At 42.3% G+C, this 18,470-nt stretch carries 17 protein-coding genes and 4 pseudogenes; 17 read left to right on the plus strand and 4 right to left on the minus strand.

Translation table 11 applies throughout. The features are described 5' to 3' along the window. Positions 1–57: 57 nt before the first annotated feature. The gene (locus P4S61_RS14845; protein ID WP_182759900.1) at positions 58–777 is read left to right on the plus strand and encodes a Crp/Fnr family transcriptional regulator; all 720 of its coding nucleotides are present in this window, start codon (positions 58–60) and stop codon (positions 775–777) included. 203 nt (positions 778–980) lie between these two features. Continuing rightward, complete coding sequence (locus P4S61_RS14850; protein WP_220493095.1) at positions 981–1,442, plus strand: hypothetical protein; 462 nt, start codon at positions 981–983, stop codon at positions 1,440–1,442. Between the two features lie 366 nt (positions 1,443–1,808). Here P4S61_RS14850 and P4S61_RS14855 read toward each other — a convergent pair. Beyond that, positions 1,809–2,297 (minus strand): annotated as a pseudogene (locus P4S61_RS14855) (transposase); the annotation flags it as partial. Between the two features lie 990 nt (positions 2,298–3,287). Between P4S61_RS14855 and P4S61_RS14860 the strand changes: the two are divergent. The 13 genes and pseudogenes from P4S61_RS14860 to P4S61_RS14920 all read left to right on the plus strand — a co-directional run bounded on the left by P4S61_RS14860 (position 3,288) and on the right by P4S61_RS14920 (position 13,680). Beyond that, positions 3,288–3,812 carry a hypothetical protein gene (locus tag P4S61_RS14860; RefSeq protein ID WP_337118551.1) on the plus strand — a complete coding sequence of 175 codons (525 nt, stop codon included), beginning with the start codon at positions 3,288–3,290 and terminating at the stop codon, positions 3,810–3,812. After that, positions 3,812–4,495 (plus strand): hypothetical protein, encoded by a 684-nt coding sequence (locus P4S61_RS14865; protein ID WP_337118552.1) that lies wholly within the window; start codon positions 3,812–3,814, stop codon positions 4,493–4,495. The genes P4S61_RS14860 and P4S61_RS14865 overlap by 1 nt, the downstream gene beginning before the upstream one ends. Then, positions 4,492–6,013 (plus strand): annotated as a pseudogene (gene atpD, locus P4S61_RS14870) (F0F1 ATP synthase subunit beta). The gene P4S61_RS14865 and the pseudogene atpD overlap by 4 nt, the downstream one beginning before the upstream one ends. Then, positions 5,997–6,392, plus strand: a complete 396-nt coding sequence (locus P4S61_RS14875) for a F0F1 ATP synthase subunit epsilon (RefSeq protein WP_259398191.1) — start codon at positions 5,997–5,999, stop codon at positions 6,390–6,392. The pseudogene atpD and the gene P4S61_RS14875 overlap by 17 nt, the downstream one beginning before the upstream one ends. A gap of 24 nt (positions 6,393–6,416) precedes the next feature. Then, positions 6,417–6,773 (plus strand): AtpZ/AtpI family protein, encoded by a 357-nt coding sequence (locus P4S61_RS14880; protein ID WP_182731038.1) that lies wholly within the window; start codon positions 6,417–6,419, stop codon positions 6,771–6,773. Positions 6,774–6,797: 24 nt separating this feature from the next. Then, complete coding sequence (locus tag P4S61_RS14885; RefSeq protein WP_337118553.1) at positions 6,798–7,130, plus strand: ATP synthase subunit I; 333 nt, start codon at positions 6,798–6,800, stop codon at positions 7,128–7,130. Beyond that, positions 7,120–7,812, plus strand: coding sequence for a F0F1 ATP synthase subunit A (locus P4S61_RS14890; protein ID WP_337118554.1), 693 nt, complete (start codon positions 7,120–7,122; stop codon positions 7,810–7,812). The genes P4S61_RS14885 and P4S61_RS14890 overlap by 11 nt, the downstream gene beginning before the upstream one ends. A 78-nt stretch (positions 7,813–7,890) precedes the next feature. Next, positions 7,891–8,181, plus strand: coding sequence for a F0F1 ATP synthase subunit C (locus P4S61_RS14895; protein WP_337118555.1), 291 nt, complete (start codon positions 7,891–7,893; stop codon positions 8,179–8,181). After that, positions 8,175–8,333 (plus strand): F0F1 ATP synthase subunit B family protein, encoded by a 159-nt coding sequence (locus P4S61_RS14900; RefSeq protein ID WP_337118556.1) that lies wholly within the window; start codon positions 8,175–8,177, stop codon positions 8,331–8,333. Before P4S61_RS14895 ends, P4S61_RS14900 begins: the two co-directional genes overlap by 7 nt. 318 nt (positions 8,334–8,651) lie before the next feature. Continuing rightward, a complete protein-coding gene (locus P4S61_RS14905; protein ID WP_337118557.1) occupies positions 8,652–9,086 on the plus strand; it encodes a F0F1 ATP synthase subunit delta in 435 nt (144 codons plus the stop codon). Then, positions 9,079–10,719, plus strand: a complete 1,641-nt coding sequence (locus P4S61_RS14910) for an alternate F1F0 ATPase, F1 subunit alpha (protein ID WP_337118558.1) — start codon at positions 9,079–9,081, stop codon at positions 10,717–10,719. Before P4S61_RS14905 ends, P4S61_RS14910 begins: the two co-directional genes overlap by 8 nt. Continuing rightward, the gene (locus P4S61_RS14915) at positions 10,716–11,633 is read left to right on the plus strand and encodes a F0F1 ATP synthase subunit gamma (RefSeq protein WP_182731042.1); all 918 of its coding nucleotides are present in this window, start codon (positions 10,716–10,718) and stop codon (positions 11,631–11,633) included. Before P4S61_RS14910 ends, P4S61_RS14915 begins: the two co-directional genes overlap by 4 nt. 421 nt (positions 11,634–12,054) lie before the next feature. Further along, positions 12,055–13,680, plus strand: a complete 1,626-nt coding sequence (locus P4S61_RS14920) for a methyl-accepting chemotaxis protein (protein WP_182731043.1) — start codon at positions 12,055–12,057, stop codon at positions 13,678–13,680. Between the two features lie 70 nt (positions 13,681–13,750). Here P4S61_RS14920 and P4S61_RS14925 read toward each other — a convergent pair whose 3' ends face one another. The 3 genes and pseudogenes from P4S61_RS14925 to P4S61_RS14935 form a co-directional block, all read right to left on the minus strand. Further along, a complete protein-coding gene (locus P4S61_RS14925; RefSeq protein ID WP_145242880.1) occupies positions 13,751–14,158 on the minus strand; it encodes a phosphate ABC transporter substrate-binding protein in 408 nt (135 codons plus the stop codon). A gap of 10 nt (positions 14,159–14,168) precedes the next feature. Further along, positions 14,169–15,314 (minus strand): porin, encoded by a 1,146-nt coding sequence (locus tag P4S61_RS14930; protein WP_337118559.1) that lies wholly within the window; start codon positions 15,312–15,314, stop codon positions 14,169–14,171. A gap of 295 nt (positions 15,315–15,609) precedes the next feature. Next, positions 15,610–15,977 (minus strand): annotated as a pseudogene (locus P4S61_RS14935) (hypothetical protein). A gap of 95 nt (positions 15,978–16,072) precedes the next feature. On the opposite strand from P4S61_RS14935, the gene P4S61_RS14940 reads away from it, so the two are divergent. Beyond that, the gene (locus tag P4S61_RS14940; RefSeq protein ID WP_145242886.1) at positions 16,073–16,609 is read left to right on the plus strand and encodes a GNAT family N-acetyltransferase; all 537 of its coding nucleotides are present in this window, start codon (positions 16,073–16,075) and stop codon (positions 16,607–16,609) included. 92 nt (positions 16,610–16,701) lie between these two features. Beyond that, positions 16,702–18,373: pseudogene (ggt, locus tag P4S61_RS14945) on the plus strand (gamma-glutamyltransferase). Positions 18,374–18,470 lie beyond the last annotated feature (97 nt).

Genomic DNA, 18,470 nt, shown 5'->3' on the forward strand with positions numbered 1-18,470 from the left:
AAGTTATCAATAACTATTACGTTCTTTGATATATGGATTTATCCATTGGAGGCCTGAGTGACTGCAACGTGCACCTTACCAGTTGTAAGCAATCATTTATTAAACTATTTACCTAGACTCGAATACCAATGGTTTGTTGAAAATTGCACGCCAGTAGAGCTGTTGTTTGGCGAAACACTCAATATTGCTGATGAAGCGATAAAATATGTTTATTTTCCAGTAACGGGCTGTATTTCATTACTTATCGAGGTTGTCGAAAAACAGTCTTTTGCGATGGGATTAATTGGTAATGAGGGCATGCTAGGTGCCACGCTTGCGCTTGAAAACTCAAACGCTGCTATGAAGTCGATCGTCCAAAGTTCAGGACGTGCGCTACGAATGGACGCCGCAAAATTTAATCACAGGTTAGAAAGCAATCCGCTAGTGAGAAAATTAATACTTAATTATCTCTACGTGGTGATGCAACAACTCGCTCAAACGGGCGCATGTAATAACGCTCATGAAGTGAAGCAACGCCTTGCTCGATGGCTATTAATGACACAGGATCGTACTCATTCAGATCATCTGCAGTTAACACATCAGTTGTTAGCGAAAATGCTGGGTGTAAGGCGCAGTGCAGTGACGATTGCGGCAGGTTATTTACAGCAGCAGGGAATTATAAGTTATAACCGCGGACAGATTAGTATTTTGTCCAGAGCTGGCCTCGAACAGTCATCCTGTCAATGCTATTTTGCAGCGGTGAATAGTTACCAAAAAACATCAGCTATTTATAAATAGCAGACAATGCTCTGCGCTATATCGCAACAGATAGTGACTATGTGCGTTGTCGTACCGAATCATAGAAATTTTCCAGTTACATTATCTCTAATGAAACACAGAAAGTATGGCTCTGAAAGTTAAGCTGTTCACACACATGAGCTCATTTTAAAAATAGTACTCTCAATTAGCGATCACCAATCAGCAGAGAATTAGGGACAACTATGTCAAATATCATTTCTTCACTATTTTGCTCTCAACTTGCAAAACCACCGTGGAATAGTGTTCAGCCTGTTCGCGAAGAACTCTTCGGAGTTGAGCGATTAGAGCAGCATGCAATCAGTTTGGCTCAAGCACAAGAAGTGTCAAAATCAACTGCCAGAGTTGTATCATTACAGGTTCGTCTCAAACAAAATGCATCAGTATTGTTGGCAGCCTATCATGCTAACGCCAAAGCATTGGCTGCAGGGCACAGTGTCGTTCCTGCGGCGGAATGGCTACTGGATAATTATCATTTAATTGAGCAACAAATTCGTGAAGTCAGAGATGATCTACCAGATGGTTTTTATCGCCAATTACCAAAGCTAGCCAGTGGCCCTTTTGCGGGGTATCCACGAGTTTTTGGTTTGGCGTGGGCGTATGTTGCCCACACGGATAGTCATTTTGACGAGCAGAGCCTGGTATGACTCCCACTGTCAAGTTAAACACACAGATCCTTGCCTAACTTTTTAAGCCATAATTACTTTAGCTCGAATTAGAGCGAGTTAATACATAGGATGAAGCAAGTAATTTCGTCGGTTATCTTGCTGATATGACTACAGGCGTCCTGCCTTTCGTGAATCAGCTGCGCTGTTCAAAATTGTTCCTGACAATTTTGTCGTTGGTTATTACTATTTCTAGTAACAGAGCAGACCTTACTGATTTCGTCGTGGCACCTGTCTTCAGTCTATGTTCGTGGTTCAATGCAGCGTTAGCTGCATTGCCATCCTAACGCCGTCGGTGGTTGTGTCACACCCGATGCTTGATCCCATGCATTAACTCTAATTCGTTTATCATGCGGGTACTCTTGCCAATCTAAGTTTTGTATTCACTGGCGTAAGCACCACTTCTCTTGCAATAGCCCATATGTACGCAATCATTTCTCGGGCAATGGCGGTAACAACCAGATTGTAGTGTTTCCCTTTGGCTATCATTTTTTTATAGCGTTTGCAGAGCCTAATCTGTGCTTTCCACGCAATATCAATAATGTGCTTTGGTAAGCCTTCTTGTCGTTTTTGCATATCGGTCGATATATTTGCTGCATAGCGATAAGTGTGCGCGCCTTCAACAAGGAGGCGTCTTGCTCGGCCATTTCCGCATTTTGTGATAGCGCCAATATGGCGTTTGCCACCACTCGAGTGTTCACTGGGTACAAGACCGAGATAACTCATTAATTTACGGGGATGATCGAAGCGCGTTAAATCGCCAAGCTCAGCAACAACACCGGTGGCGACCAACAAACGAACACCTCGCATTGCTTGTATTGCTTTAACAACGGGATACACAACGTCACTATACGACAAAATCGGCCATTCAATCGGTTTTAAGTCGGCGATCATCGGCAACGTAGAAACTTGTAGCCACATGTACAGTTTTTTGAAGCCGCCCATATACTGAATCAAAATTGAGCCGCCAGATTCATCGGCAGTGCCTGCACATATTATTACGAAGAAGAAAAGCTTTTAATCGACATTGCACGCCAGAAATCACGTCACCGAGTGTTTTTCAGAGAATAATATTACAGCTTTCACTTTATGCTCAAACATAGATAGTGCTAAATTTTAGATTGGCACTATGTTTTCATAGCATCAATACAAAGGCATTTGTTTGCAATTTTTTAAGCTAGTTTTTTGTAGAATAAAGAAAGATGGGCAAACGCCATGTTTTTCACATACATTAGATCACAGGCAAAATCTACGAAATTTTACAGAAAAATAAATTTGAACTTGCAGCGGGCTTTTAGTGAGTATTTTCAGTGCATTATACAATGTGCATACTCACAATGTTTTACAGATGAGTTTTTAAAAGCAAGTCACAGACATTTTGATCAGAATTGATGAACAGAAAGTGAATGGCAATTTTGGCATGGAAATTTTAATTTAGTTGCAAATTGTGTGTCAAAAAATTTCATGTCTTCAATATATGCTATAATTTAAAATTTTATTTTTTATAAAATTGAAGTCCGTACAGAATAGCCTAGAGTTTTGGTATGAGACACCACAACCAATTTCAGGTTTCAGTTTTTAAATTAGTTATGGCCGAAAGTGGAGCTAATAATCGGTTTCACACATGCCTGGAGCAGGGATTGAGAGTAGTTACCGAATTTTAAGAACTGTTGCAGAGACGAACAAAACAGCTGTTTCAGAGCCGCGCTGCTGACAACAAGGCGCCGCATGGGGAAAACCGCCGACGAGAAGTAGTTTGAGATACAAGAAGATGAAGTCCTCAGAGAAAGAGACCATAAAGGGGATCGTAACGGTTTGCAGGCCGCGGTGGGTGATACTCGAGTGCTTGCGCCATTTCTGCGTGACGTCACTAAGTTAAATGATAAAGAGCAAAATTTTCGGGTGTTTGGTCCCGATGAAACTATTTCCAACGGTTTGGCTGCCTTGTTTGAAACCACCCGTCGGCAATGGGATGTGACCACGTATGCGAATGATGAATATTTAGCACCGAGCGGCCGAGTGGTCGAAATGCTCAGTGAACACCAATGTGAAGGCTGGCTTGAGGGTTACTTGCTGACTGGCCGTCACGGGTTGTTTAACTGTTACGAAGCGTTTATTCATATTATTGATTCTATGTTTAACCAACATGCAAAATGGTTAAAAGTATCATCGGCATTGTCGTGGCGGCCTAAAATTGCCTCGCTTAATTATTTATTGGCATCTCATGTTTGGCGTCAGGATCATAATGGTTTTACCCATCAAGATCCGGGTTTTATCGATGTTGTAGTCAATAAAAAAGCGGAGATTGTTCGCGTTTACTTACCCCCGATGCGAATTGTTTATTGTCGGTGATGGATCATTGTTTACGCAGCCGTCATTACGTCAATGTGGTGATTGCAGGCAAACACCTGGCTCCGCAATGGTTAACAATGGAAGAAGCTGAAAAACATTGCGCACAAGGAATTGGTATTTGGCATTGGGCTGGCAATCTTAGTGACGATGCCATTGAGCAAACGCCTGATGTGGTTATGGCTTGTTGTGGTGACGTGCCTACACCAGAAACATTGGCGGCAGTATCAATTTTGCGTGAATATTTGCCAACGGTTAAAGTGAGGGTGGTTAATGTGGTTGATTTAATGCGTTTACAGCCAGAAACCGAACATCCGCATGGATTAAATTGCCAAGATTTTGATGCGTTGTTTACCACCGACAAGCCAGTAATATTTGCTTTTCATGCTTACCCATCACTTATCCATCAACTCACTTATCGTCGCACTAATCATCACAATATCCATGTTCGCGGCTATAAGGAAGAAGGCACAATTACGACCGCCTTTGATATGACGGTATTAAATGAAATTGACCGTTTTCACTTGGTTATTGATGCACTCGAACGATTACCGCAAACCGGCGCTAAAGGCATCGAGCTTAAGCAGTTATTACATGAAAAGTTAATTGCGCATAAAAAATATATCAACAAAAATGGCCTTGATATGCCAGAAATTCGTGATTGGCACTGGACTTCATCAGTATGACCACATCTGTCCTGCAACCCGCTGATAATAAGTTAAATGTTGGCTGCATAATAGCAATACGTGGCAGTGTCATTGACGTCAGTTTTGCGACAAAATTGCCGCGTATTCATTCAATACTGACCGTCGATCTGAGTGATATCGCGCTAGGTGATACAGAGCAAGTCGTTATTGAAGTGTTAGAGCAACGCAATGCCAAGCAGGTACGGTGTATAGCTTTAACACCAACGCAAGGGCTCGCCCGCGGAATGCAAGTTAAAGACAGTGGTAACCCTTTGTTAGCACCGGTTGGCAGCGGTATTTTATCGCGGATGTTTGATGTGTTTGGTAAACCGATAGACCGTCAAGGCAGTTTAACAGATATTAAATGGCGCTCGGTTCATCGAGCACCACCAACACTTAGTGAGCGCTCTACACAGTCGCAAATTTTCACAACCGGTATCAAAGTAATTGATGTACTCGTGCCGCTCGAAAAAGGCGGCAAAGCAGGGTTGTTTGGCGGTGCAGGGGTCGGTAAAACAGTTTTGCTCACTGAAATGATCCATAACATGGTAGGTAAGCATAAAGGGGTGAGCATTTTTTTGCGGTATAGGTGAGCGCTGTCGAGAAGGTGAAGAGCTTTATCGGGAAATGAAAGCGGCAGGTGTATTGCCTAATATGGTGATGGTGTTTGGTCAAATGAATGAACCACCAGGGAGTCGTTTTCGGGTTGGTCAAGCGGCATTAACCATGGCTGAGTATTTTCGCGATGATGAACACCGTGATGTATTGTTATTGATTGATAATATTTTTCGGTTTATTCAGGCAGGCTCTGAAGTATCTGGTTTGATGGGACAAATGCCGTCACGACTCGGCTATCAACCGACGATGGGCACCGAGTTGGCCAGCTTAGAAGAAAGTATTGCGAATACCAATAATGGGGCTATTACCTCTATTCAAGCTGTGTATGTGCCTGCTGATGATTTTACCGATCCGGCTGCGGTACATACGTTTTCTCACCTATCTGCGTCCATTGTATTGTCGCGACAACGCGCCAGTGAAGGACTATTTCCTGCTATTGATCCCTTACAGTCAAACTCCAAAATGGCCAGTCCAGGTATTGTTGGTGAACGGCATTATCAACTGGCGCAAAAAGTGCGCAGCACTTTGGCTCAGTATGCTGAGCTTAAAGATATTATTGCGATGCTTGGCTTAGAGCAACTGTCGCCGGAAGATCGTTCTGTCGTTGGGCGTGCGCGTCGGCTGGAACGTTTTCTTACTCAGCCATTTTTTACCACCGAACAGTTTACTAATCATAAAGGTAAACTTGTTAGTCTTGATGAGTCGTTAGATGGCTGCGAGCGTATCCTCAACGATGAATTTAAAGATTATCCTGAAAGCGCGCTTTATATGATAGGCAATATCGACGAAGCAAAACTAAAGAGCACACCAAATAAACAGGCATCAAGTACCACTGACAGCGCAAGTACAGTGAAAAACGCCGGCAAAACGGCTGGAGCAGACAATGAACATGCACCTTAAACTGCTTTTACCCTCACAGATCTTTATTGATAAAACCGATATCAGCAACATTATTGTTGAAACGAGCAATGGGTCGTACGGCTTATTACCGCATCGGCTTGACTGTGTGGCGGTGCTTACGCCGGGTATTCTGACTTTCTCAACCATCGCCGAGGGCGAAATATTCGTAGCCGTAGATGAAGGAGTGTTGGTGAAAACAGGACTCGATGTTTTGGTGTCTGTGCGTAATGCCCTAGTTGATAGCGATTTAACTAAGTTACGCGCCGCTGTAGAGCAAGACTTTCTCGCAATCAATGAGCAAGCCCTGCAAGTGCGTGCAGTAATGGCAAAATTGGAAAGCGGTTTTCTGCATAAGTTTGTTAGCTTTAAACAACAGTAAAGCGCCCTCAGCAAGGCAAATAATATGAATGAGCGTAAGTTGAAAACAGCTACTAAAGCAAAGCCGACATTAGCGACAAAAGTCGGCATTAAAGCCACGCGCAAGTTAAAAGCGCGCAGTCATTCGCAGCAACGAGTGTGGTTTGGCTTAGGAATGATGGGGTTAATTGGCTGGTCAGTCGCGATACCTACCTTAGTGGGAGCAAGTATCGGAGTCTATGTTGATGGTCATTATCCCAGTGAAAGATCTTGGACACTAGCCTTGTTAGTCGCAGGTTTGGCACTTGGTTGTTTTAATGCATGGCATTGGATAGAGAAAGAAGATCTGGCAATAGGTGAAGAGCACAAAGTCACCGCAGAGAAGGAACATAATGATGAGTGATACAGTGAACTTAATGCTGATCTGGTGCTTAGGTTTAGCATTGGGTGGTTTTTTTTCGTAGGTCTTTGGTGGACGGTACAAAAAAGTATCCGTTCAGCGCATCCGGCGTGGTGGTTATTAAGCAGTTTGCTGGTGCGTATGACAGTAACTATCGCAGGCTTTTACTTAGTTGTAAGTCATGAAATGGCTAATGCGTCATTGCTACGTTTACTGATCTGTTTGTTTGGATTTATTTGCGCACGACTTATCACAGCCCGCGTGGTTACGAAAATGACAGCTAAATTGGATACACCAGTACAGCAAGTAGCCGTTATTGAGCAGCTTAATCCACATGAAGGATCGCAACATGCACCTTAGTCCCGATGTAGTGATTTATTGGCAGCTTGGCTTTGTGAAAATTAATGCAACCATTGCTTTTACATGGGCACTGATGCTGCTGTTGACCCTTGGCTCTATGCTGATCACTCGAAATATATCAACTAACTTGCAACGTTCGCGCTGGCAAAATTTTTTAGAAATTATAGTCACGGGGATTGAAACGCAAATAGAAGAAGTTGGTTTGCAACAGGCGAAAAAATACCTCTATTTTCTTGGTACCATATTTTTATTTTTGGTTAGTGCAAGTATCTTCACTATTCTTCCTGGCTATGAGCCGCCAACAGCGTCACTATCAACGACAGCGGCACTGGCACTTAGTGTATTTATTGCGGTGCCAATGTTTGGCATTGCACAGCAGGGCGTTGTTAACTATCTCAAATCTTATATGGCGCCGACTATGATTATGTTGCCATTTAATATCATTAGTGAATTGTCACGCACATTGGCGTTGGCTGTGCGCTTGTTTGGCAACATGATGAGTGGTGCGATGATTATTGGTATTTTGTTGACCATCACCCCTTTTATTTTCCCTATCGTGATGACGGCACTAGGGCTACTAACTGGCATAGTGCAAGCCTATATTTTTACTATTCTTGCAGCCGTCTATATTGCGGCCGCAACACAAACTCGCCAACCGGATAACAGATCAGACAGCAAGTGAATGCCACAATAATGAACATCAATTAATCTTAACATTACATTTTTGCTTACTTTAACAATGAAAGATTTTGGAGATCACATGGACAGTATGACAATGATTGCAATCGCCTCGATAATTATTTCGGGCATCACTACCAGTATTGGGTGTATAGGTCCGGCTCTTGGCGAAGGACGTGCCGTAGCTGCTGCACTGAGTGCCTTAGCTCAACAGCCTGATGCTTCAACGACCATCACGCGCACTTTGTTTGTTGGTCTGGCGATGGTTGAATCCACAGCGATTTATTGTTTTGTGGTATCGATGATCTTACTTTTGCAAACCCGTTTTGGAATTATGCCATCGCGCAAGCCACAGGATTGTAAGCCATGTTAATTGACTGGTTCACTGTAGCAGCACAGGCTGTTAATTTTTTGATCTTGGTATGGTTGTTAAAACGTTATCTTTACCAACCTATTTTGCATGCTATTGACGACCGTGAGCAACGCATTGCCGATGAGCTCGATGCTGCTGCGGCTAAACAGTAACAGGCCAGCGCTGAGCGAGCTATATTTGAAGATAAAAATAACCAATTTGCTCAAGCGCGTGACACGTTATTACAGCAAGCAAAAGATGATGCTGATGCAAAACGTCAGCAGTTACTGGCTCAGGCAGAACAAGACGTTGCTGCATTACATGATAAACATCAAGCAATAATCGCCGCAGATGCTGAACATCTGACCAATATACTGAGGCGTAAAACCAGCGATGAAGTATTTGCTATCACCCGCAAAACCTTACACGACCTTGCAAGCGCAACTTTAGAGCAGCAAGTCACTCAGGTATTTATAGCGCAATTAAGTGAGTTGCAGCCAGCGGCAAAAACGACGCTAGTAAAAGCACTCAAAGCCAGCAAAAAACCGGCATTATTAACGAGTGCATTTGAGTTGCCTGATATAGAGCGCGCTGCTATTGATAAAGCGATTAAAGCAACATTTGGCGCTGACATTGACTTAGAGTTTGCCACCTCAGCAGAGCTTATCAGTGGTATTGAGTTGAGTACTAATGGCCAAAAATTAGGCTGGAATATTGCTGACTACCTGCAGTCGCTTGAACAAGACGTTGTGGCGCTGCTAAAACAAAATGGCAAAGCTGTTGAGCAGGGACCAGCTGACAACAAAACCAAGCGCAGTAGTGATAATAAACCAAACGATGAGCTGCCTGACCAAGAGCAAGAGCAAGATAAAGGCAAAGTACTTACTAGCAAACCCATTACTAACATTGAAAACCACCATGAGTGATGTAACTAATACAACTAATACAACTAATAGCAGCCAATCTTCGGCTTTAATTCGCCAAGCAACAACAGCCTATCATAGCGAAACACTCGATAATATTTTCGACAACTCATTCGCTCTAATCGAAAAAGCTCGTAAGGCATTTTCGCCCCAAATGAAATCGTATGAGGTGGGTATAATTACCAATATTGCAACCGGTATTGCCAAAGTATCAGGATTACCCAGTGCCGGTTTTGAAGAGATGTTGATCTTTGCTGGCAATGTGCGAGGTATCGTGTTCAATGTCGATATAGAAGAGTTAGGCGTGGTATTACTTGGCGATTACGCACATTTACAAGCTGGTGATGAGGTTCGACGCAGCGGTCATGTTATGGATATCGCTGTGGGTAATGAGTTATTGGGGCGCGTTATTAATCCTCTTGGTCAGGTGCTAGATGATGGGTTGCCTATTCAAGCCACGCAGCATTTACCAATCGAACGCACGGCAACGGCGATAATGGATCGCGCTGCGGTGACAGTGCCGTTACAAACGGGATTGATTGTTATTGATGCCTTGATCCCAATAGGACGAGGGCAACGGGAGCTTATTCTGGGTGATCGACAGACCGGAAAAACCGCGATTGCCATCGACACTATTCTCAATCAACACGATAAAAATGTGCTCTGTGTTTATTGCGCGATAGGGCAACGGGCTTCGAGTGTGGCAAAGGCCGTGGCGACATTACGTGAACAAGGCGCAATGGCTTATACTGTGGTGGTGGTTACCGAAGGCAATGAACCTGCGGGCTTACAGTACATTGCCCCATATGCAGCGATGAGTATCGCGGAATATTATATGCAACAGGGGCAAGATGTACTGATTGTTTTTGATGATTTAACCAAACATGCGCGCGCATACCGTGAACTGTCGTTGCTGCTTCGTCGTCCACCTGGGCGTGAAGCATTTCCTGGCGACATTTTTTATATTCACTCACGTTTACTTGAGCGCGCCACTCAATTAAATAAAGCACTTGGCGGTGGCTCACTTACTGCACTGCCTATTATTGAAACAGAAGCACAAAATATCTCAGCTTACATACCCACCAACTTAATTTCGATCACCGATGGGCAAATATATTTATCCCCATCGTTATTTGAATTGGGTGTTTTACCCGCTGTTGATGTTGGTAAATCTGTTTCGCGTGTTGGCGGCAAAGCTCAACTGGCAGCGTTTCGGGCTGTAGCGGGCGACCTAAAATTGACTTATGCACAATTTGAAGAGCTAGAAACATTTGCTCGCTTTGGTGCGCGTTTAGATCAAGATACCGCAAAATCAATTGAACATGGCCGCCGTATTCGCGCCAGTTTACGCCAGCCAGAATCATCTCCGCTTCCAGTCGCTGAACAAATCATATTATTACTTGCTTTGACTTCGGGCCTATTTGATACCATTGCATTAGCAAAAATGAGCGCAGCAAAAAATGCTTTACGAGGTATTATTAATCGTTTGCCTGCTGAATTATCAACGCGATTAGCAACCTCAGGATCATTAAGTGACGAGGATCATCAAAATATCATTGCCCTATCAAAACAAGCGCTGGCGAGTATTGAAGATAGTAATGCGCCATTGCTGGCTGACGGCTCTGAACAACCATGAGTAATACCGCTGCTAATTTGCGTCATAAAATCGACAGTGCCAGCGATTTAAAAGGAGTTGTGCGGACGATGAAGGCGCTTGCCGCATCGAGTATTAGTCAATACGAAAAATCTGTCAGCTCATTAACGGATTACTATCGAACGGTAGAATTAGGATTAAGCGCTACGATACAGGCGGTTGATGTTAATTTACCTGCAGTGGGTGCAATATCGAACACAGATAAGCAGGGCGATAATATAGTCAGTGCTATTGTGTTTGGCTCCGATCAAGGTTTAGTTGGGCAGTTCAATGAAGATATTGCTGACTTTGCAATTAAAGCACTGGCCGATTTAGGCGCGCAATCTCAGACCACACAACTGCAAGTGTGGGCGGTGGGTGAGCGAGTCTACTCACGACTCGCCGATGCCGGTTTATCTATGGAAAAAAGTTTTACGGTGCCCACGAGCATAAATGAGATCACCGCGTTGGTTGGGCAAATTCAAATTGATAGCGAAACACACCTTGCTAATGCAAGCGCTGCCCGTGTTTATGTATTTTATAATCAGATGCAATCGGGCGCTCAATATCAGCCAATATCACAACGATTACTGCCGCTTGATCAAAAATGGCAACGAGAGCTAGCACAAATCCCTTGGCCGACAAAACGATTACCCGAAATTTTAGGTAGTAATGATATGACACTACGGGCATTGATCCGCGAATACATATTTATTTCGCTTTATCGCGCCTGTGCCGAGTCGTTGGCCAGTGAAAATGCTAGCCGGCTTGCGGCGATGCAGCGTGCAGAAAAAAACATAGAAGAATTATTAGACAATCTCGGTAAAGAGTTTCATGTGCTAAGGCAAAGCTCTATTGATGCAGAGCTAAGCGATGTACTGGCAGGTTATGAATTACTTAACTTGAATGCTGATTAAATAATCTATTAAGCCTTGTAACTCAAAATGAAGTTAGAACTAAGATATTTGCGTATTTCGCATCTTAATTTGTTGAGTTATTGAGTAACACGTTTTTTATAGTCAAGGTGATGTAATATTTGTTGATATTTCCAGCATAGTGTAGCCATATTTCAGCTCTTTTAACGATAAGTTCTGCTATATTGAAATAAAGAGAGTATATATTGTTAATATTAGTTAGTGATTGTGTGCTCAAATAATAACCTTGCAAGCACAAAAACAACAGATTGCTCTAATTATCTAGTTTTTATCGGGCGATTGATTTATTTTTTGTACCTTTTGTGAACTTTTATGGCAATAAAGCTAGATAAATTAAAAATATAGTTAACACTTATAACTAATAGGCCGATAATACACATAGTTAAATAATAAGGTAGATCGCATGGCTTCAAGTTTGTCTTTTCAGGACCTAAGCATAAGTAAAAAAATTCACGCTATCACGAGTATTGCTGTTATCGCTTTTGTGGTTATTGTATTAATCAATTATATTTCGATGGTGGACAATCGGGGCTCATTAGACGAACTTGAAAAAACATCTTATCAAGTGGTAAAACTAACATCAGCGAACGTCGGGTTACTTGAAAAATTAGATGAGCTTTATACACAAGCAGTTACATTTGGCGAACAAGATATTGTTGATAAAGCAAAAGAGACGCTGACAGCATTAACTGAGAATCTTGACGCAATAAATAATATCAATAGTACCTACATTGATAGGCAAACACGCACACAGTTAACCGAATACGCTGCTATATCAACAAAAATTGCTAACGATATGATCAGTGGAACTGCTGATTTTAGTAAAATCCAGCAGCAAGCACAATCTAAAACCAATATGTATAACTCGGTGTTGCAAAGTCTTAAAGCTGCTCAGCAACGTGCTGATGCGCGCTTTTTTGAGTTGGTAAAAAATACCAAGTCACGCTCTGATCATGCATTAACGTTAATGCTGGTTGTGTCATCTGTTTCATTGTTATTACTATTATTTATGGCTATTTGGATTGCTCGTGGAATTGCTGCCGCCGCCAGTGATGCGGCTGGCAATTTACGCTTATTAGGTGAGGGGAAAGGCTCTCTTAGCACGCAACTTACAGTTCGTAGTGAAGATGAAATCGGCCAAGTTGCAATTAACTTCAATACATTTATAGCCTTGTTAAGAGAGTCGGTACTCGAAGTAATGGCGGTGTGTGAACCCTTGATGGAAAACTCAACGCGCTTAGTGCAAGGCATGGAACAAGCAGAAAATGCGACCAGCAAGCAAACCGCAGATGCTGAAATAGTTAAACAGTCGATGGAAGAAATGAAGCAAAGTGTAGGAGACATTTCACATTCGGCAGCAAGTGCCTCACGTGCAGCGCAAACGGCTGAGCAAGAAGTGGAACAAAGCCGTTCACAGATCCGAACATCGGTCACTGAATCTCAGACGTTAAGCGCTGAAATTAATCGTGCCGCTTCGACAATTAACAAGCTAGCGGATGATACAAAAAATGTAACTCAGATACTTAATGTGATCACTTCGATTGCAGAGCAAACCAACTTGTTAGCACTTAATGCTGCTATAGAAGCTGCGCGAGCGGGTGAACAAGGACGTGGTTTCGCTGTGGTTGCTGATGAAGTCAGAGAGTTGGCATCGCGTACGGCTAAATCAACCAATGAAATTCGTGAATTATTAAACACTTTAACCAGTGCTGCAAACGAGTCGGTTAGCGCTATGACATCGGCGCGTGATATGGCCAGTAATAATGCAACAGCTGCAGAAAATACAGGTATTTCAATTGAAAAAATTGCAGAGCAAATGCTTGAAATTAATGGTATGAACTCACAAATTGCAGCAGCCACTGAAGAGCAAACATCAGTTGCGGCAATGGTGGTCGAAAATGTATCTAATATGCATACATCATTCGAAGATACTATGGCTTCGCTTACTGCAGTTCGTGATGTGGCGAAGAACTTACATTACTTGTCTGATAATCTATTGGATGCGACGGCTAAATTTAAAGTCGAATAACCTTGTAGTTATAATAAAAAACGCCTTGTGGTTAGATACCACAAGGCGTTTTTTATTTAAGTTATAACAGCTAGAAAGTTGCGATTACTTTCACTGCATCACTGACTTTACTGCTATCAATATAGCCAATAGCATCGGCATTACTCGAAACAAAGTCGATCACCGCTTGGTCATTATCTAGTTTTTCTGGCGGTGTACCTTTACCAGTAAAAACCAATTTTGACCAATAGGCATTAAGTTGGCTACTTGATTTACCAACCACTTTGTCATTGAATTCATCTGCAATACTGTTGCCGTTTTGATTTACTGGATTTACTTTCACACCATCCGCGAATGACTTGCTTTTGCCAAGGTAGATTTTTTTGATTTCATCTTGGTCTATCGCGTTGGCATTACCTGTATTTACGATCACAGTAACGCCTGCAAACGCACTAAATGAACAGGCAGACATAAGACCCGCTAAAATTAGTTTTTTCATAACCATCCCCTTAAAAAACCAAATCAACAGCAACGGCAATAACATCCGTTTCAGTATCTGAGATATCATCATTAAAACGGCTAAAATCAACTTTTAGTGCCGCAGATGGGTGAAAGTCGTAACGAGTTCCGATAGTGTATACATTACTTTGTGCACGAACACCATCGAGTGCCTGATTAATCCCATTATTGAGAGGAGGCACTTGGGTTACTTGATCAAAGCGAGATTTGTCATGTTTGTCGTCATTATCTTCATAGGTAAAATGAACGATCCACTCATCCATACGATAACCAATCGACGCATAATATTGTGATTGTTTTGCTAAGATACTTTTTTCAACTTCAAACTGTGTATATTCGGCATCAAATAATATGTTGTTATAGTCAATCGAAAAACCCACACCAATAAATGTACCGTCATCTTCATTTATAGCAATATCATCAGCTTGAGTTATTAGGCCGTTGCCGCGCAGTAATTGTTCAAGGCCATTAATAGCTTGTCCGCCAGCTTCACCATTGCTTAAATCAATAGAGGTTTCAGCAACTAAGTAAGCAGCGCGAACACTAAACCAATCATACGATAGAGTCCAGTTAACCCCTGCGATGTCGTTTAGTTTGGCTTCATCATTGTTTGTAACTGCTGCAATGTCACCATCAAAGCCACCATAAATGACTTGTAAGGTTGAATCCCAATCTCCTATTTGTGAAGTGTGCAGTAGGCTCAAGCCTTCATAGGTAGAAAATGGAATACTATAAACAGACTGCGGTGGTCTTACCCAGCGATAAGCATAGCCAACATCTAAGAAGTCAGAGTAGCGATAAAAAGGCACACGCATTTTACCCGCACTGAGTTGCAGCTCATCGGTAAATTCGTATGTTAAATAAGCCCATTCAAATTCGGCATCAAAGCTATTGTTACCACGGGCTACAATTTGTGCAGTTGCACTGAGCTTATCTTGTAAATCAGCCGATAATTGTAAAGCAAAAACGCTTTCATTTTTAAATGAAATGTCGTTGTCGTACCCGTATCGAGTTGTATTATCATCCAATGTTTTGCCACCAACAATAGAGGCAAAACCATTAATACGCACTTCTGCAAATGAGCTTGCAGATGCGCATACAGCACATAAAGCAATTGCGAGAGGAAGTTTTTTCATTGTGTATCCTAAGTTTTTAGTATGTTGATTTCAGCTAGAGTATAGGAGTAAATATGTGAATTATCGACAATTTAACAGTATCATTTTGATTTTATATATGTATTTTTTAAAATGAGGTAAGTGTGGTAGGTAACTTGAAAACAACCCGTACGATCAGCCGAGCTGATCTAATTATATTGCGAATGTAGGCTGCCCTAATAGCAGCCTAATCAGATAAAATAGGTGTTAACATCAACTCTGACGAGAAATTCAGTAATGCAGCGAACTATAAAAATAGCAGTTTAAAGTGCAGGGGTTAGTTATTACTTTCTTTGTCATGTTCTTCACGTGCGGCTTGTAATTCTTCAACGAGCTGTTGGGCTTTTTGCTTGGTTTTTTCGGTTAACTCGCCTGCTGCTTCTTTACTTTCAAGCCAGGCATCTAAAGCCACCTCTTTGCCATCATCATACATATCAAGGCCAAGTTTTTTACTTTCTTGCAGTAGCTCATCAAGTGATTCACCTTTAAATTGATTGCTGGTTTCTTTTACTTCATCCCATGCATCATTAAGTGCTTTTTTAACCTCAGCTTTTGCTTCAGCCGCTTCTTTTTTGCTTCGCTGGCGTCTTCGCAACCGGTTAGTGCTACACAGCCTAATAAAACTAAACTTGCTAATTTGTTCATATTTGTTCCTTTGTATAATAATGATGTCCCGAGGAATATTTCCTCTGGTACAGTATTGATGGCAATCTTAAAACAAGCAATATACAGGCTAGAAAATGAATATACCTCGAACAGCACGACTTAATTTTAAATTAATGGATGAAAATGACAGTGCGCTACTGTTTGAACTCGATAACGACCCACAGGTTATGGAGTACCTTACTCGTGGCAAGACGACGACCATGAGCACCATCAAAGACGTTTTTATTCCGCGCATGCAAGCCTACCGCAATCCACAACAGGGCTGGGGGCTTTGGCAAGTTAACCTTAATGATAATGACAGCTTTATTGGTTGGATATTAATTCGGCCAATGGGGTTTTTTACTGCAGAGCCGGATTTTAGTGATATTGAAATTGGCTGGCGTTTTAAACGCACAAGTTGGGGTAAAGGTTACGCCAGTGAAGCCGCACAAGCCGTTGCCGATGTGATCACCGCCAATGCTGAGATCAAGGCACTTAGCGCCACTGCACTAAAAGACAATAACGGCTCGATTAAAGTGATGGAAAAGCTGGGTCTGCAGTTTATTGAACACTATACCCATAGCGACGAGTTCGGCGAGTTACCAGCCGTGTTATATCGAAAATTTGTGTAAAGTTGTTCATTGTAGTTTGACCCTTGTTAACTGAATGTGTATTAATGGGGTTAATAAAATAATCAAAAAATAAAATCAACAAGGAATTAAATATGTTTGCAGGTGTAAAACATTTACTGATTTTTAGTGTCATTGTAATGCAGTTACATATAACTGCATTGGCAGCTAGTGGCAAAACAGCTCAAGCAGCAGTGGCTATGCCCGATAGTTACAGTAGTGACGTAGCAAGAGCCATTTTGGAGCAGGGCGGTAACGCGGTTGATGCAGCCATTGCTGCGCAATTTGTATTAGCCGTTACTTTGCCTGAAGCGGGAAACATTGGCGGTGGTGGTTTTATGCTGATCCAAAAAGACGGGCAAGGCGACTTTATAGATTACCGCGAAACAGCTCCAATTGCCGCTCATCGCGATATGTATTTGGATGACAAAGGTAATGTGGTTGCAAATAAATCGATATACGGCATTCACGCCAGTGGGGTACCCGGTAGTGTGGCGGGTATGTGGCTTGCTCATCAAAAACACGGCACACTTGATTGGAAAACCCTTGTTGAGCCTGCAAGTAAAGTTAGCCGAACAGGGTTTTATTGTTCACCCGAAATTAGCCAGCAGTATTGAGCGCTACATTGCCCGCATGGCTAAAAAAGACGTAACAATTAACTTTGCTGATTATTTTGCCAGCGCTAAAGCGAATCAAAACTTTAAGCAACCTGAGCTTGCAGCCACGTTAAAACGTATTCGCGAGCAAGGTAAGGCAGGATTTTATGAAGGAGAAACTGCTAAAATCATTGCCGATTTTATGGCTGAACATGGCGGGATCATTACGCAAGCGGATTTAAAAGCCTATCAAGCAAAATCACGTACACCAATGAAAGCAGCTTGGAACGGTTACCAAGTACTTACATCACCACCACCAAGCTCCGGCGGTATTGCAATAATACAATGGTTAAAAATGTACGAGCTGACTAAACCCAAAGCAGGGCTTGAGCATAACTCCACAGCATATATTCATTTATTAGCAGAAATTGGCAAACGCGTATTTGCTGATAGAGCAGAGTACTTAGGTGATCCAGACTTTTTTGATGTGCCAAAGAGCGAATTAATCGCCATGGATTATCTTAAAAAGCGCAGTAGCAGCATCACACTCGATAAAATATCGACGACTGAAAACATTAAACCTGGGTTATATGAAAGCGAACAAACCACGCATTTTTCTATAGTTGATAAATGGGGTAATGCAGTATCGAATACCACCACCATTAATTTAGGTTATGGCAGTGGTGTAGTCGTTGCTGGCGCGGGCTTTTTGCTTAACGATGAAATGGATGACTTTAGTGCCAAACCAGGGGTGATGAATATATTTGGCGCGCTCGGTGGTAAAGCCAATGAAATCCAGCCGCATAAGCGTATGCTTAGTTCAATGACGCCAACTATCTTACTTAAAGACAATAAAGTTAAAATGGTTACCGGCTCACCTGGCGGCACCACCATAATAAGCTCGGTGTACGAATCTATTTTAAACGCGGTTGAATTTAATATGAGCGCCGATGAAGTGGTAAATAGCCCGCGTTTTCATCATCAACTTTGGCCTAAAAATGTCATACGTCATCATGCAGGGTTAGATGCAAGCGTTGTTAAAGCACTAGAGAAAATGGGCTACACCTTAGACGAGCGCCATTTTGGTGATATGCATGTGATCATCGAACGTGATGGCAAACTAGATGCCGGCTCAGAAGCGTCAGGGCGCGGTAAGGCGATGGTGTTTTGATTGCAGCTTTAAGCGGTAAGTCATAAGTTGTAAGATTGCTTGGTGATAAATCAAGCGATTGTAGTTGGGGTGAGGATAACGAAGGCCAATTACAAAA

The organism is Pseudoalteromonas sp. B160 (genome assembly GCF_037162485.1).
GTDB lineage: Bacteria > Pseudomonadota > Gammaproteobacteria > Enterobacterales > Alteromonadaceae > Pseudoalteromonas > Pseudoalteromonas rhizosphaerae.